At 41.4% G+C, this 16,397-nt stretch carries 16 protein-coding genes and 1 tRNA gene; 9 read left to right on the top strand and 8 right to left on the bottom strand.

Annotated elements, in window-relative coordinates; genetic code table 11:
* Positions 1-138: 138 nt before the first annotated feature.
* From PQ469_RS27010 to PQ469_RS27000, 3 genes are all read right to left on the bottom strand, one after another.
* Entirely contained in the window at positions 139-1,299 is a 1,161-nt protein-coding gene (locus PQ469_RS27010; protein ID WP_274210450.1) for an ISAon1 family transposase, read from the bottom strand.
* Positions 1,292-1,579 (bottom strand): ISAon1 family transposase N-terminal region protein, encoded by a 288-nt coding sequence (locus PQ469_RS27005; RefSeq protein ID WP_274210449.1) that lies wholly within the window; start codon positions 1,577-1,579, stop codon positions 1,292-1,294. Before PQ469_RS27005 ends, PQ469_RS27010 begins: the two co-directional genes overlap by 8 nt.
* 223 nt (positions 1,580-1,802) lie before the next feature.
* Positions 1,803-1,874, bottom strand: a tRNA-Glu gene (locus PQ469_RS27000).
* A 174-nt stretch (positions 1,875-2,048) separates the two neighbouring features.
* On the opposite strand from PQ469_RS27000, the gene PQ469_RS26995 reads away from it, so the two are divergent.
* The 7 genes from PQ469_RS26995 (at position 2,049) to PQ469_RS26965 (ending at position 10,421) form a co-directional block, all read left to right on the top strand.
* Positions 2,049-2,351, top strand: a complete 303-nt coding sequence (locus PQ469_RS26995; RefSeq protein WP_274210448.1) for a DUF427 domain-containing protein — start codon at positions 2,049-2,051, stop codon at positions 2,349-2,351.
* A gap of 2 nt (positions 2,352-2,353) precedes the next feature.
* Positions 2,354-3,739 carry a mercuric reductase gene (locus PQ469_RS26990; protein WP_274210447.1) on the top strand — a complete coding sequence of 462 codons (1,386 nt, stop codon included), beginning with the start codon at positions 2,354-2,356 and terminating at the stop codon, positions 3,737-3,739.
* A gap of 9 nt (positions 3,740-3,748) precedes the next feature.
* Positions 3,749-4,711, top strand: a complete 963-nt coding sequence (locus tag PQ469_RS26985; protein ID WP_274210446.1) for an ABC transporter ATP-binding protein — start codon at positions 3,749-3,751, stop codon at positions 4,709-4,711.
* Positions 4,704-6,275, top strand: a complete 1,572-nt coding sequence (locus tag PQ469_RS26980) for an ABC transporter permease/substrate-binding protein (protein WP_274210445.1) — start codon at positions 4,704-4,706, stop codon at positions 6,273-6,275. Before PQ469_RS26985 ends, PQ469_RS26980 begins: the two co-directional genes overlap by 8 nt.
* A 4-nt stretch (positions 6,276-6,279) precedes the next feature.
* On the top strand, positions 6,280-7,431 hold the full coding sequence (gene egtB / locus PQ469_RS26975) for an ergothioneine biosynthesis protein EgtB (protein ID WP_274210444.1): 1,152 nt from the start codon (positions 6,280-6,282) through the stop codon (positions 7,429-7,431).
* 19 nt (positions 7,432-7,450) lie between these two features.
* Complete coding sequence (locus PQ469_RS26970) at positions 7,451-8,443, top strand: L-histidine N(alpha)-methyltransferase (RefSeq protein ID WP_274210443.1); 993 nt, start codon at positions 7,451-7,453, stop codon at positions 8,441-8,443.
* Between the two features lie 538 nt (positions 8,444-8,981).
* Complete coding sequence (locus PQ469_RS26965; protein WP_274210442.1) at positions 8,982-10,421, top strand: family 43 glycosylhydrolase; 1,440 nt, start codon at positions 8,982-8,984, stop codon at positions 10,419-10,421.
* Between the two features lie 112 nt (positions 10,422-10,533).
* On the opposite strand, the gene PQ469_RS26960 is transcribed toward PQ469_RS26965, so the two are convergent.
* Complete coding sequence (locus PQ469_RS26960) at positions 10,534-11,355, bottom strand: phytanoyl-CoA dioxygenase family protein (protein WP_274210441.1); 822 nt, start codon at positions 11,353-11,355, stop codon at positions 10,534-10,536.
* Positions 11,356-11,480: 125 nt separating this feature from the next.
* Here PQ469_RS26960 and PQ469_RS26955 point away from each other — a divergent pair, with 125 nt between their 5' ends.
* Entirely contained in the window at positions 11,481-12,377 is an 897-nt protein-coding gene (locus PQ469_RS26955) for an AraC family transcriptional regulator (RefSeq protein WP_274210440.1), read from the top strand.
* Between the two features lie 5 nt (positions 12,378-12,382).
* Here PQ469_RS26955 and PQ469_RS26950 read toward each other — a convergent pair whose 3' ends face one another.
* The 4 genes from PQ469_RS26950 to PQ469_RS26935 are packed head-to-tail and all read right to left on the bottom strand — an operon-like array spanning position 12,383 to position 14,969.
* The gene (locus tag PQ469_RS26950; protein WP_090640188.1) at positions 12,383-13,039 is read right to left on the bottom strand and encodes a response regulator transcription factor; all 657 of its coding nucleotides are present in this window, start codon (positions 13,037-13,039) and stop codon (positions 12,383-12,385) included.
* Positions 13,040-13,082: 43 nt separating this feature from the next.
* A complete protein-coding gene (locus PQ469_RS26945) occupies positions 13,083-13,865 on the bottom strand; it encodes a sensor histidine kinase (RefSeq protein WP_090640192.1) in 783 nt (260 codons plus the stop codon).
* On the bottom strand, positions 13,841-14,467 hold the full coding sequence (locus tag PQ469_RS26940; RefSeq protein WP_274210439.1) for a hypothetical protein: 627 nt from the start codon (positions 14,465-14,467) through the stop codon (positions 13,841-13,843). The genes PQ469_RS26945 and PQ469_RS26940 overlap by 25 nt, the downstream gene beginning before the upstream one ends.
* A 10-nt stretch (positions 14,468-14,477) precedes the next feature.
* Positions 14,478-14,969, bottom strand: a complete 492-nt coding sequence (locus tag PQ469_RS26935) for a hypothetical protein (protein ID WP_274210438.1) — start codon at positions 14,967-14,969, stop codon at positions 14,478-14,480.
* A 391-nt stretch (positions 14,970-15,360) separates the two neighbouring features.
* On the opposite strand from PQ469_RS26935, the gene PQ469_RS26930 reads away from it, so the two are divergent.
* On the top strand, positions 15,361-16,299 hold the full coding sequence (locus tag PQ469_RS26930) for a hypothetical protein (RefSeq protein ID WP_274210437.1): 939 nt from the start codon (positions 15,361-15,363) through the stop codon (positions 16,297-16,299).
* The last annotated feature ends 98 nt before the right edge of the window (positions 16,300-16,397 follow it).

Here is a 16,397-nt window from a genome sequence, read left to right as displayed (position 1 = left end):
GGTTGCTACAGGCGATGTGCATATCAGTGTGTTATTTGAATTCTTCTTCTCCTAATCTATTCTGAACCTTTTGAAAATATTCTTAGCGGTAACAGCTTAATTTTTCAATTCTTATAAAAACGATTCGAGAATTTCAGTTCATCGGTCTATTGAAGTGGCCGATGGTTCCACATTGTTCACCTTGAGAAGAAATCGAACAGATACAACTAAGATTAACGTTTCGATATTTTTTTCGACTATTACAACAAACAACGACGCTATTTGAAGAAATCCCGAATCATTAAGGATCAATCCGAAAAGTTGGGGGATAAAAAAGTCAGGCATATATTTAGCAAGTCTGAATAAGAAGAAAGAAGTATCTCTTACACCTCTTAAAGATGCTCTAAAAGCTTTGAGCTTAGCATTGAAAGATTCTGCCGAGGCGTTGGTACTTCTGTTATCGAAGAAGTTTAGGATAGATTCATAATGCGATTTGACAGATCTTGCAACGGTTTTAAAAGATTCAATTCCTGCATCTTCTACATCATTATACCAGATTGCCAGTCTTTTAAACGCCTGCTGCTTGTCTTTACAGATAGTGAAAATCTGCCCCAGCCGGACTGACAGGTTGTAGGCTTTGAGCAGCAAGGGATACCTTGGAAACAACAGATCAGCTCTTTCTTTCTGTGATACAGTCCACTTAGATGGGTGTTTAAATAGCAGATACCTGCTTCTGGCCAGTAATTGTTTTAAAGTATCCCCGTTGCTAAATACTTCAGGCTGATAGCTTTGCTTGTTTTTTTTAGCGTCCTCTATTGCTTTGTTCTCTTGCTCTAATGCTTCCCAGCGATATTTGATCCTTGCTTCCTGTGCAGCATCATAGGCCAGCTTTTGTACATGGAACCGGTCAACAACACGCACAGCATTAGAAAAGCACCTGCGGATAGCCTTGATCATGTTAGCAGCCATATCCATCGTCACTTCCTTAACTTTATTCCTTTTACGGACAGGTACTCGCTCCAGTACAGCCATAATCTGTTCGGCCTGTGTGCCTTTTATCATCGCTACGATAGCCTTTTTACCACCTTTGGCTTCTTTATTGGTAACAATGGTATACAGTTCTCCGTTGCTTAAGGCGGTTTCATCTATACTCAGGTAAGGGCCTATATTATCTGCAAACAGCATCCACTCCTCTGCATGCCATTTCTGACCCCAGCTGTGAAAATCACTCAGGTGATCTTTATATTGCTGACCGAGCTGCTTGCCGTCCACCTCATATAACTTGCCTAACAAATGGCTGCTAATAGGATGATTATCCAAATATACCTTTTAAAAAAGTGCCGAATTCTGTAGTCATCCGCGCTCCCTTCCTTACTAAATCCCAGTCTCTTGTAATGATCTCACCACTTGCTTTTACTTCCCATCTGCGTCTTTTGATACAAAGCGCTACTTTATGGCCATGAATAGGAAAATCCTGTATGGCCGTTTCCGGTAAGAAGCCCCTGGATTCCAGTTGTGGCTTCTCATAACCTGATGGAGCAAGGTTCTTTTCTTCCAGGTAAATGTTCAATTGCCCGCTCTCAGATGAGCGAACATCCATAAGTTCAAAATATTCTAAAAGACCTTCAGGTAAGATTAAACGGACAAGGGTTTCGTATGCTGCTGTCAAGGGTATTCGTATTTGTTATTCCTATCCCCAAAACAAATACTTTTTTTACTCCCCCACAATTATTTTGCTTGATCCAAATTATTGTTGATTAATAGCGAATTATCGGGCAAAAAGAAAGGGGAAAAGTTATCTTTTGATAACCTTTCCCCTCAAGTAGCCCGTAGGGGAATCGAACCCCTGTTTCAAGAATGAAAATCTTACGTCCTAACCCCTAGACGAACGGGCCTTTTTTTATTTTTGTTTCCCTTATTTTGGGAATGCAAAGATATAGCTTAATTGATAAATTAAAAATAAATTTTAAACTTTTTTTATTTGGTGCTGATTATGAATGTTATATATTTAATTAACAAACAAAATAAGCCAACCGCATTGTAAATTTGCACAGGTTAAGGCTATCTTTATGGTAAAATCTACTCATATTATGAAAGCCATCTGGAACGGGGAGGTCATTGCCGAAAGCGATGATACTATTGTTGTCGAAAATAATCATTACTTTCCTATTGAAAGTGTAAAAAGCGAATACCTGGAAACTACCGGTACGCATACTACCTGCCCATGGAAAGGGCTGGCATCTTATTATACACTGAACGTTAATGGGCAAAAAAACCAGGATGCCGCATGGTATTATCCACAGCCAAAAGATGCTGCAGCAAACATTACCAACTATGTAGCGTTCTGGAAAGGTGTTAAAGTAACTCCATAAGGATGAAAAAATTTGATGCCATTGTTATAGGTGCTGGCCAGGCGGGGGGGCCGCTTGCCAAAAAGCTGGCACTGGCCGGAATGAAAACTGTGATTATTGAAAAACGTTTTTATGGCGGCACCTGTGTTAATGATGGCTGTACTCCAACCAAAACCTGGGTGGCATCGGCAAAGGCAGCTTATATGGCGGGCAAAAGTGCCGACTTGGGTGTACCGGTAAAGAAATTTGCCGTGAACATGCCTCGTATAAAAAAGCGAAAGGACGATATCGTAATGCAGTCGCGCATAGGAGGGCAGCATGCGGCCGAGAAGATAAAAGGGCTGGATGTTGTATTTGGCGAGGCAACATTTACCGGCGATAAAACCGTTTCGGTAAAACTTAAAAACGGGAAAAAGCAAAATATCCAGGCCGATCAGATTTTTTTAAACGTGGGCGCCAGGCCTTTTATTCCTGAAATTGAGGGATTGGCCGAAATCAAATATCTTACTTCAACAACCATCCTCGACTTGGATTATGTGCCGGAGCATTTATTGGTGCTCGGTGGTAATTATATCGGCCTGGAGTTTGGCCAGATGTTTCGCCGGTTTGGCAGCAAGGTTACTATTTTGGAGAAATCTGAAAGAATAGTTTCGCGCGAGGACGAGGACGTATCTGCCGAAATGCAAAGGATTCTGGAGGCCGAAAAGATTAAGGTACTCACCAATGCGCATGTTACAAAATTTAAGCAGAAAACCGGCGGTAAAATAACCGCTACTATAACCAGCAATGGCCAAGAAAAGAAGATAAGGTGCAGCCACGTATTGGTAGCAGTTGGGCGCACTCCGCAAACTGAAACGTTGGGGTTAGATAAAGCCGGGGTAGAAACAGATGAAAAAGGCAACATCAAAGTAAACAGCAAACTGGAAACAAATGTGAAAGGTATTTACGCCCTTGGCGATGTAAAAGGCGGGCCCGCTTTCACACACATTTCGTATAATGATTACACCATAGTTTATCGCAACCTAATTGAAAAGCAAAACCTGAGTATTACCGACAGGTTGGTGCCTTATTGCATGTTTACTGATCCGCAACTGGGCCGGGTAGGGATTGACGAGGCTGAAGCAAAAAAACAACGGTTGAATTATAAAGTAGCCAAACTGCCCATGGCACATGTGGCCCGTGCCATTGAAACCGGCGATACCCGTGGTTTTATGAAGGTCATAGTTGATGTTAAAACCAGGAAAATATTAGGGGCAACGGTTTTAGGCCCCGAAGGCGGCGAGATCATGACTGTGCTGCAAATGGCTATGGAGGGTGGAATTACCTACGACACAATTCGTTATTTTATTTTTGCTCACCCATTATATGCCGAATCATTAAATAACCTGTTCCTGGCGCTTGAAGATTAGTTTTACCGCATGATTAAAGTTGACGGCATAAGCAAACAATTTGGGAAGGTTAAAGCCGTTGATGTCATCTCCTTTGAGGTACAGCCCCGGGAAAATTTGATTTTGCTGGGCACCAGCGGCTGCGGCAAAACTACAACGCTAAAAATGATTAACCGGTTGATTGAACCTACCGGCGGCAATATCTACATTAACAATCAAAATATATTTGATCAGCAGCCAGAGGTTTTAAGGCGCGGTATTGGCTACGTACTGCAAAACAACGGGTTGTTTCCGCACTATACTGTGGCCGAAAATATTGCCATAGTGCCGCAGCTGCTAAAATGGGATAAAAAGAAAACGGAAAACAGGGTAGCCGAATTGATGGAGAAACTACACCTGGATAAACGTTATCTGCATGTTTACCCAAATGAATTGAGTGGTGGCCAGCAACAGCGCGTAGGTTTGGCCCGGGCCCTGGTGTCTGACCCCCCGGTTTTGCTGATGGATGAGCCCTTTGGCGCGCTGGACAATGTTACCCGGTCGAACATTCATAAGGAGTTTAAGGCCCTTGATGAATTGAAGCGTAAAACCATCATTATGGTTACCCACGATGTGCAGGAGGCTTTTGAACTTGGCGACAGAATTTGCCTGATGGATAAAGGCAAAATAGTTCAATCGGGTACACCTGCCGAACTATTGTTTAACCCGGCCAATGAATTTGTGGAAAATTTTCTGAAAGAACAACGCTTGCAACTGGAGTTCAGGGCTGTGCACTTAAGCAACATTTGGGATTTGCTGCCCAAGTCGCACAAAAAGGTCGGAGCTACGCCATTGGCCGCCGATATTGATGTGTGGTCGGCGCTCGAGGGGTTTAAGTTTAGTGATCACGAAACCATAAGCATAAGTAACGACAGCGGCGAGCACAAACATGTAGGCTTCGAGCAGTTGATGGCAGCCTTTTATCAGTATAAAAACAAGCAGGGGCATGAATGAGCATCAGCAAACCTTATTTGAGTTTATGAGCCAGCAGGCCGATAAGCTTGCTGCGCAAACGCTGCAGCACATTGGCCTAACTTTTATCTCGCTTTTTATTGCTGTGATTATTGGTTTGCCATTGGGTATTTTTATTACCCGTAAAGTAAAGTTATCCGGCCCTGTACTGGGCATAGCAGGGATATTGCAAACCATTCCAAGCATCGCATTATTGGGGTTCATGATTCCTGTGCTGGGCATCGGCGCTAAACCGGCAATCGTAGCCCTGTTGCTTTATGCGCTGCTGCCTATCATCCGCAATACGTATACCGGCATTACCGGGGTAGACGCTTCTGTGAAGGAGGCTGCTGTGGCCATGGGAATGAATAAGTGGCAGATTTTGTTTAAAGTAGAGCTGCCTCTGGCTACGCCCGTTATTTTGGCCGGAATCCGCACGGCTACTGTAATAAATGTGGGCGTGGCAACCCTGGCCTCATATATTGCTGCGGGCGGCTTAGGCGAGTTTATTTTTGGCGGCATTTCGCTCAACAACACCAATATGATATTGGCGGGCGCCATACCTGCAGCCTTACTGGCCATTATATTTGATTTTCTGCTGTCGCAGCTGCAGAAGCTGAATTTTAAAAAGATAAAGAAAAGTACTTATGCATTGCCGGTTTTGCTGGTACTCTTGTCATCGCTATATTTCATACCATCTGCATACGGCGGTAAACTCACTGCCGGTTTTACGCCCGAATTTATGGGCAGGCAGGATGGCAACCTGGGGCTTCAAAGTAAATACGGCTTAAAAATTCACACCGTGGTCATCAGCGATGCGGTGATGTACAAGGCAGCGTTTGAAAAACAATTGGATGTAATTAGCGGCTACTCTACCGATGGCCGGTTAAAGGCTTATGACCTGGTGGTTTTAGATGATGACAAAAATATTTTTCCTCCCTACTATGCTGCCCCCATTGTGCGCGATGAATCACTGAAAAAATATCCTGACCTGGAAAAGACATTAAACTTGCTTTCGGGTAAAATAAATGATTCCATTATGACGGAATTAAACTACCGTACCGACTATCTTCACCAAAGCCCCGAAAGGGTGGCAAAGGATTTCCTTGAGGCTAATAAACTGTATAAATCATCCCGCGAGGGGACTGCCGGGATCATTCGTATTGGCTCAAAAATATTTGGCGAGCAATACATCCTGGCCAACATCTACAGTATGTTAATAAAGGGATATACCAATTATGATGTTGCCACTAAAACGGGCCTTGGGGGCACCAAAATTTGTTTTGATGCTTTAACTAATGACCAGATAGATTTTTATCCAGAATACACGGGTACCGGCTTGCTGGCCATTTTGCAGGCGTCGCCAAAAACGGTTGCCGAAGTATCAAAAAGTAAGGATAACACTTATGATTATGTGCAGCAGGAATTTGAAAAACGGTACCAGGTAAAATGGCTGAAGCCTATTGGGTTTAATAATGCCTACGCTTTGATGATGCGCAAGCAGCAAGCAAAAAAGTTAAGTATTAAAACAATTTCAAATCTTAAACGATATTTGAATAGTAATTAATTAGATGGATTTAGCTGATTGTTATAAAAAAGTTAGGCTGCGAACGGAGCAGATTTGCAGCCCGCTGCAAACCGAAGATTACGTGGTGCAGCCTGTGGTTGATGTTAGTCCGCCCAAGTGGCATATCGGGCATGTTACCTGGTTTTTTGAAACCTTTATCCTGAAGCCGTATTTCATGGGCTACCAGGAATTTAATCTCAACTATAATTACGTTTTCAATAGCTATTATGAAACGGTAGGCAACCGCGTTATCCGTACCGACAGAGGCAATTTAAGCCGCCCTACAGTTGCCGATATTTACCAGTACCGGGCCTATGTGGATGAGGCCATGGCCAAATTTCTGTGCCAGGAACCATCCGCAGAAGTGAGGGAATTGCTCATTCTCGGTTTTAACCACGAGGAACAGCACCAGGAACTTTTATTAACAGATATTAAATACATTTTAGGGCATAACCCATTGTTCCCGGCTTATGACGATAGTTATGTATCGCCAAAAATCTCAACGGCTGAAAGCGCCGATTTCGTTAAAATGAATGAAGGCGTTTATGAGATAGGCTATAGTGGTGAAGGTTTTTGTTTCGATAACGAACTTAACCGGCATAAAGTTTACTTAAATTCATATGAGATAAGCCCCAACCTGGTAACCAATACCGAATACCTGGAGTTTATTGGTAGTGGGGGATATCACGATTTTCGCCACTGGCATGCCGAGGGTTGGGATTGGGTGAATACTCATAAGGTTGAGGCTCCGCTTTATTGGCATTTAATTGATGGCGAATGGCACAATTATACTTACCATGGCTTACAACCGCTTGGTTTAAAGGATCCGGTTTGCCATATCAGCTATTTTGAGGCCTATGCTTACGCCTCGTGGAAAGGACTACGGTTGCCTACTGAATTTGAGTGGGAGGCAGCTGCAACAAAATTCAGCTGGGGTAAAAGCTGGGAGTGGACAGAAAGTTCGTACCTTCCTTATCCCGGGTTTGCAAAAGCACCGGGTGCAATTGGCGAGTATAACGGCAAGTTTATGGTAAACCAAAAAGTATTGCGCGGCGCATCAGAAGCAACATCGCCGGGCCACAGCAGGATAACTTACCGCAATTTTTTTCAAACACATTTACGTTGGCAGTTTACCGGCATCAGGCTTGCAAGGTAACTGCACAAAACAGCACGATATGGACTCAACCTTTGTACAAACAAATTTAACGGCAGTATCAAACGCAAAAACAAACTCGTTTTATAATGATGTTATAGCCGGCTTGCACGGAACCCCGAAGCGTTTAAACTCAAAGTATTTTTACGATGCCAATGGCGATAAACTTTTTCAGGAACTGATGAACTGCGAGGAATATTATCCAACTAATTGCGAACTGGAAATATTTTCGGAAAAAACAGACGAGATTACCAGCGCCCTTATTGCCGATGGTGATGCTTTTGACCTGATAGAACTGGGCGCCGGGGATGCGATGAAATCAACCTACCTGCTGAAAGACTTGCTGGATAAAAAGGCCGAGTTTACTTACCTGCCTATTGATATATCGGATAATGTAATCTCATACCTCAATATTACCTTACCTGTTACGTTGCCCGGCTTAAATATAAAAGGACTTAACGGCGAGTATTTTGATATGCTTAAAAAGGCAGCATCTATATCACCAAGACGAAAAGTAGTGCTTTTTTTAGGGTCGAACATTGGCAATATGCCCGTGCCCGAAGCTATTGAGTTTTGCAGGGAATTACGCAACCACCTTTCTGAAGGCGATATGGTGCTGATTGGGATGGACCTTAAAAAAGATCCTAAAGTTGTACTGGCGGCCTATAACGATAAAGAGGGCATCACCAAAAGATTTAACCTTAACCTGCTGGAGCGTATTAACCGCGAATTAGAGGGCAATTTTGATGTTGCCAAATTTGATCATTATCCAACCTACGATCCGGAAACCGGTGCATGCAAAAGCTACCTTATTAGCCTGGAAGATCAACTGGTAACCATCGGTGGTAAAGAAACAATCTCTTTTCAAAAAGATGAATACATCTATATGGAGATTTCTCAAAAATTCACCATTATGCAAACTGATCAGATTGCCATAAATGCCGGATTTGCGCCGGTAACCCAGTTTTTTGATGGTAAAAAATGGTTTGTTGATGCTGTTTGGGTTGCGGCATAGGCTTTGGTAAATGCCTTGCTTTTAAAGGTATATATTTTATAAACCGTGTTGGTTGTTGGTTTTAAACCGGCAACCTTTTTTTGTATTTAAACCTGTAAAACCGGTTTCGGAGATTGTAATGCGGTACAAAAACAGCTAACTTTTTAGCAATGCATACAGCTATAGATTTGAGTTGGAGCTTGCCGAAGCCCAACGCTTTCACTTAAGCATCTATAGTTGTAATTAATACAATTATTAATCGTCTTGCCTCCCTTAATTTTTCTTGTGTATATCAGGTTTTATTGGTAAAATAGTATTATATTAATGTTGATTTTTGTTTATTGCTGTCTATCAGCAATATATTTTGCTTTTCAAGTGTATTATTTACACTAATTCCGATAGGAAATATTTTTTCAATTTGTTTTATTTTGACGTTTATTTAATTATAATTGTTAAATAAACACTAATAATCTCCTGCAGGGTTTTATTGATACTACCAATTAAAGACGAAGCCGAAAATCTAAAAGAGTAGGCAATTACCATTTATTCTAAATTTTTTATGAAAAGATATTTTTCACTGGCCGCGCTTTGCATAATTCTCGCAGCGGGAATAATAATAAGCTGCAAAAAAACCGAAAAGCTTAATAACACTACGCAAACAGAAGTGCCGCTGGTTAGTAAGGCCAAAACCATTAATGCATTAGCCGGTGCTACCGGCATTCACGATCCATCTACCATAATTAAGCGCAACGGGGTTTATCATATCTGGGGTACGGGAAATCAAATATATCACCTTACCTCAACCGATTTAATAAAATGGACAACGGCTTCAACCGTTTTCGCTTCAGGTACCTGGCCCAGTTGGATAAACACATACGTTTCTAACTTTGGAGGCAATTTTTGGGCGCCGGAATGTATTTACATGGGTGGCAAGTATTATATGTATTACTCTGTTTCGATGGGTGCAAGGCCTTGCGCAATAGGCGTAGCAACCAGTACCGATTTAACTACATGGACAGACCAGGGTATGGTTGTTTATTCAGATAATAATACTGTATACGGTTCTATCGATCCTTCGGTCTTCGCTGATGCCAGCGGTAACTACTGGATGACTTTTGGTTCGCACTTAACGGGGATCTGGATAGCCCAGATAAATCCCTCAACAGGTAAAAGACTTAACAGCACGGTTAAAAACATAGCCGGCAGCAGTAGCAGCGAAAATGAAGCATCATACGTAATCAGGAATGGCAGTTATTATTACCTGTTTTACAATAAGGGTATTTGCTGTAACGGTACCAGTAGCACCTATTATGTCCAAATGGGCCGGTCAACCAGTCCCAATGGTACCTATGTTGATAAAAACGGCGTTAATTTGCTCAGCGGCGGCGGTACTACAGTATTAAGTTCATCAGGTAAATATATCGGCCCCGGTCAGGTGGGCTATTATACCGAAAACGGGTTCAATTTTCTTACCTATCATTATTATGACGGCAATAACAGTGGTACGCCTACATTGGCAGTTGGTAATATGGGTTGGTCGGGTGGCTGGCCTTTTATTACCCAGGATTGGATTGCTGCCGGGCGCTATAAAATTATAAATAGCAACAGTGGTAAAGTTTGGGACGACTGGGGATGTACAGGGGCTTCGCAACAAGCTATAGCACAAAATACAAGCAATGGGCTTTTATGCCAGCAATGGGATTTTACCGCTCTTGGAAATGGTGTTTTTAAAATAACATGCGCGCAAGGCGGTTTAGCTGCAGATGTTGTTAATTGCAATGCGGCAAACGGGGCCCCGCTGGACCTGTATGCTTATCTCAATAATAATTGCCAGAAGTTTGATTTGTCAAGGGCCGGTAATGGCAACTTAGTATTTACTCCTTTGAATGGCAACCGCGTTGTTGAGGTGCCAAATGCATCAACGGCCGATGGAGTTCAGCTTGCGCTATTTGATTATAACGGATCGACGTGCCAGCAGTGGACAGTGGCCACTCCATAACAATAGCAGATTTATTATGTAAGCAAGATCGATAAGCGCTGTTAAAAGTTGCTTCATAATAATACACTATAAACAAAAAGCTGTTTTTGCAAATAAAACAGCTTTTTGCTTATTACAACAGCTTAGGGTTCAGTTCAGAATCTATCAGCCCGCCAATAGGTTTGCCCATCAGCCATTTGTGATGATCATTTTTTTGCCAGTCGTTTTTGTAGGGCGTGATGCGTGCGCCATCGGCTATATATATGACGGTCATTACCTCGCGCATTTTATCGGAGTTGTTGCCCGGCGCATTGTGAATAGTAAAACCCCGGTGCCAGGTGGCATCGCCTGCTTTCATGGTTTGCGCCCTGCTTATCGGGAAGCCTTTCTTTTTTACATAATCGTCAAATGCCGACTCTGACTCGTCGGATATTTCATGATTAAATACCGCGCCATTGGTATAGGAGTTTGAGGCAAAAGTAAGCATGCCCATATCTACGTTAATATCAACCAGAGGCATCCACATGGTTACTGTATTATTGGTATCTATCGGCCAGTAATATTGGTCCTGGTGCCATGGGGTGGGGCCTCCTCCGGCTTCTTTAAACAAGGCCTGGTCATGATATAGACGTACATTTTCAACTCCCATCAGGTCGGCAGCAATTTTGGCCATTCGTTTGGCAAAAACAAAGCGTTTTACATTGGCATCCACCTGCCATAAGTTCATGATCTGTAAAAATGCCTTGCCGTAAGTATCTCTGTCTTGCAGTTTGCGTTTTTCGGTATTGTACCTTTCAACAGCATCTACAATCACCGGGCGGTAAACTATAGTTTCTTCTTTTGAAAGTATATTTTGAATTAAGGTATGCCCCTTTTTGCGGAACTCCAGAATGTTTTCTTCCGGTAATTTGATAAAATCATCCAGCGCTGACAGCTCAGAAACCTTTGCATTCATATTTTTTTTAGTTTATATTCAAAGTAAGTTTAACTTTAGCTGACAAAAAATGAAATGAATGGTGTAATTGTGGATTATTTTATCCATAACCTAACTTTTTAATAAATCATACGTTAAAATATGCAATGATAAAAGCCTCATACGAAGTTCTTCAGCCCTCTGTTAGTCAATCGTTCCTTGTCAAAAAATTTGATAAGCTGGCGTTTGACGCGCCTTACCATTTTCACCCCGAATATGAACTGACATGTATTTTAAAAGGGAGTGGTAAACGGTATGTGGGCAGCCATATGGAAGATTTTGTATCAGACGATCTGGTGTTGCTTGGCCCAAATTTGCCCCACTGCTGGAAACTGGATATTGCCAATGTTTCGCCCGAGGAGGCAAGCGCCATTGTAATTCAGTTTAATGATGCGTTTTTGGGCGACGACTTTTTTAACAAGTTTGAATTATTGCACATTAAAAAGCTGTTTCAAAAAAGCGGTTGCGGTGTATCATTCCATTCAGAAACGCAGCAGGAGGTAAAGCAGATGCTGCAAAGCCTGGTTGAAGAAAAGAGCAATTTTAGGGTATTGATAGGCTTGTTGGAGATATTGCAGCGCCTGGCTTCATCTGACGAATATATTTTGCTTGATCAGCACCGCGTTATAGCCGAGCGTTCGACAGCCGAGCAGGAGCGCATTAACCCCGTATTTGCTTACCTGGTAGAAAATTTCAGGAAACAGGTGTCGTTGGATGCCGCAGCAAGTATTGCCAACATGACCACCAATGCTTTTTGCAAATACTTTAAAAAAGTAACCCGCAAAACATTTATGGAAACTATAATTGAATACCGGCTTAATTACGCTATACAGCAGTTGGTGCAAACCGATAAGCCTATTTCAGAAATATCCTATGAAAGCGGTTTTGGCGATGTATCCCATTTTTATAAAATGTTTAAGGCCAAAATGAATTTAAGCCCACTTAATTACCGCAAAAGATTTATGCGGAACCTTGCAGGCAGCGCCAAAAAGTTATCTGCATAATAAACTCAGGTTACATTAATTATACCGCGTTTTATTGCATATATTACCAGGCCCACAAGGTTTTTTGACCCCGTTTTTTCAAATAAACGTGCCCGGTACCCTTCAACGGTGCGTACGCTCAGGAAAATTTTATCGGCTATTTCCTGATTTGAGTATTCCTGGCAAACCAGCTTCAGTACTTCAATTTCGCGCTCGTTTAAATCGGCTTTGTTAGGCGCGATGCTTTCGGAATGGTCATTACCTACCAGTTGCTTAATAAGGGTGATTGACAGGTGCTCGTTAAAATAAAAACCCTTATTATGCACAGTAGATACTGCTTCAATAATTTCTTCCGGTTCGGCGTTTTTTAGCAGGTAGCCCGATGCGCCTGCTTTCATCATATCAACAATATACTTGTCTTCGTTAAACATCGATAGTGCCAGTATCTTGATAGTTTTATGCTGCTGATGCACCAGGGCTGCCGTTTGGATACCATCCATTTCGGGCATTTTAATGTCCATTAAAAGCACATCAGGCGTTTGGGTTGTTAATAAACCCATCAGTTCTTTACCGTTTGATGCTTCAAGTATCAAGTCGAAATTTTCGCAATCTTCAAGGGTGGCTTTTAAACCATTCCTGAAAATTTTATGATCATCTACTATACCTAATTTAATTGTACCCATTGAATAACAAATAGTTGGCTAAAGATAGATTAAAGATACAAAACTAAACTATTTTTAATTTAATAGTGGTAAGACTACCACTTAATGGCTTGCTATAAATATTTATATCACCGTTTATAAGCTGTACCCGGCTCTCAAGGTTTTTAATACCAAAGCCCCTCTTAACTTCGGCAAGGTTAAAACCAATGCCGTTGTCTTTAAATTCCATCACCATAAAATTGCTTTCTTTGTTGATAGAAAGATGGATAACCGAAGCATCCGAGTGCTTAATGGCGTTTCCAAAAAGCTCTTGCGCTATGCGGTAAAGCGTAAGTTCAATCTCCTGCGGAAATCGCTGATCGGGCATGTTTTTGCTGAACTTTACTTTAATATGGGTAGTTTGCTCAACCTTGTTTGCCAATGCCTCAACAGCAACCAGTAGCCCATAATCGGTAAGTACCGGCGGTAAAACGTTGTGGATAATATTGCGTATTTCCTGGATGCATTCGTCGGTAAGCCTGCGGGTATCGGCCAGGAGCGGCTGGGTGGCATCGGTGGTGCAGTTTTTATCCAGCCGGTGCAGGTTAAGCTTTATAGCCGATAACACCTGGCCTACACTATCGTGTAAATCTTCGGCCAGGCGTTTACGTTCGCTTTCCTGGGTTTCAAAAACGGCAGCCATCAGGTCGCTTTGGCGCGCGTCATGCAAGGCCCGCAATTCAACCTGGTTTTTGATCATCTTACGCTGGTAAATAATCACGAAAAAAAATAAGCAGGTGATTAATACAACCACCACTAATGTGCCGATAATTAATACCGGGATCAGGTTGTTTTCTGGGGCTGGCAAAGTAGTCCTATTGTAAATAATATGTTGGCAATTATGTTGGTTGAACTATGTATCATAAATACGTTAGATTGCATTGCTTTAGGTAGCTGGCCGATAATCATGAAGAAAAAAATGTTTACAGCCGAATAAAAAAGTACTCCGGCATTTATCCAAAAAAGCCCTTGCTTCTCAATGTATATGAACTCCTGTCTGCTAAGCAATTGATAAAAATATATTAATGAACATATGATAAGAAAGATACTGAGTGCAGTGTTTGAAATAGATGGGAAAACCCAAATCTTAAAAGCGTCATAAATTATTAAGCCTGAAGTGATAGCCGATAATGCAATTATTGCTTTCTTTAATGCAATTTTAATAAAAAGCAAATAATAAATACCAGTAAATAAGGCTAAGCTAACAGCTATGTATGCATGAACACCAGGCATGTCGTTCCTGGTGCCATTTTGCTGCGCGAGCCAAAACCCTATGTCAAAACAAAAAGATATAAGCAAGTAAAGGACGAATACTTTTAAAACAACGTCTATTTGTTTATAATTAAATAACGCGGCTAGCGCCGGAATTACACCGGATATCACTGAAAGGATTTGTAATGTGTAATTCACCTTTGTATAGTTATTCGCCTGACAATATATTTTGAGGGCACCCTGCAGAACCGGGGCAAGGCATAGATTGATTTCCAACTATATTGCTGCTTGTAGAAGTAGCTGACAATTTAAATGTCTTTATTTCTGTAGATACAGCCGCTACTTCTTTTTTTACATCACTTGGTAACTGATCTTGTCCATCAGTTTGCACGCCTGTTATCACAAATCGTTTTTCACCTTCGGCATTAGCAACAACTCTGATGAAGAAGTTTCCAACTGAAATCCAAAATTTTTGCCAGCCTGTAAGGTGTTGCTTGTTAGCGTAATAAATGCGAATGCCTAAGCATCCATCTTGTTGTAGTATGGTATTCAATATTTTTTGCCCGAAAAATTGTGATACCACTTCATTGGGATGGCGATGACGGTGATTAGCGGTCCATTTAGCTGCAAGTTCAAGATCGATGGGGGCGCCTTCGTCGCCGGTAATTGGGTTAGAGTCTCTTGTTGGTTTGGTTTCCATGATTGATTTAGTATAGAGGGTTAGGAATTAGTTTGGCTAAAACTAAGATTAATAAGTTGTTATTTCAACAGGGCCACGGGTTTTGGCAGTTGTCTCATTATTTGACGTGTTTTTGTAAATGGTTCATTTACAGCATACAACAAACTTTTTTGTTTTTTACACCGGGAGTATATTACGTATTTCTACGCAGCAAAAACTGTAGTAGTACGCAGGATGATATTTGGGGATTATCATAAAATTGAAATAACAGCCTGGAATTTGGTTTTAACAAATATTAACAATTATTAATCGGTGCGAAATGAGGTATTATAATAATTATATATTACATTGCATTTGTATTAATATACATCCATAAGTAATTAATCAAATTAAAAACCATAAACCAATTAAAATGAAAACAGAAATGTTGAGTACCGTGCTTGACCCTACCACTGTAGGTGAATTTATTACCGAAAGCTTTTACAAAGAACTAACTGAAGATTTTCAAAAAAAATTCCCATCGGAAATTCGCTCGGTAAGCCTTAGCCGCTTAGCTGTAGAAGCGGTTTTAAAAGAAGACAACGTATCCGGCATTAAATTCATGAATGGCCTTGAAGATGCAAATGATCCATCGTCGAGGATACTGGTGTTAATTCCAGCTAATCGCACAGTTACAAACAGCTTACCCAATTCCATTATTAATAAAAATGGTTTCATGACCAATACCGGCGAGCGAATCTCGCTTGAGAGGACATGGCAGGTGTTATTTAACCATGTTATGAATTTCAAGAAATTAGAGCCAACCGCTCATTATACCAAAATAAACCGCGGTTCATTCATGGGGCAAGTGCGTTTAAATGAATTTTTGAACACTACAGATTGCAGCACTTTTATATATCACTTTGGCTACTTAAAGGGTGAAGACCTCCCTTACAAACTTATTATCCAGCCATCGGACGGAATGAATATGTATATTGAAATGTCAGCTCCTTGTCCTGGCTCAACCGGCTGCCCCGCTTCCACCAGCTCAGAGCCCTGCGCCCTTACACGTATTGCAACCAACTTTGCCGGCAAAGAAGCCGATAACCAGTTGAATGTACTCAGAGGTTTCAGGGATAAAATTTTGCAGGAAAAATTCAACGGTGCCGAGATTGAAAAATATTATACAATTTCTGCATCTCTGCTTGAAGCCATTGATAAAGAACAAAACAAGGCCGTTATATTTAAAGAGATTTATGACAAGTATATCCAAACGTCAATTACTTCCATAAACAATAATGATGAGGCAACTGCTTACAGCCTTTTTCAGGAGGCAATGCAGCATTTAACAGATACCTATTTATACCAATAAATATTTGTTACAGATAAAGAGAGCGTCTTTTCCGTAGGAGAAGGCGCTTTTTGCATTTGTTAAACTATCCGGTATTTAAATACTATGAATTCTGCCGC

It is taken from the genome of Mucilaginibacter sp. KACC 22773, from assembly GCF_028736215.1.
Lineage (GTDB): Bacteria > Bacteroidota > Bacteroidia > Sphingobacteriales > Sphingobacteriaceae > Mucilaginibacter.
This window is presented reverse-complemented; position numbering and strand designations above follow the sequence as displayed.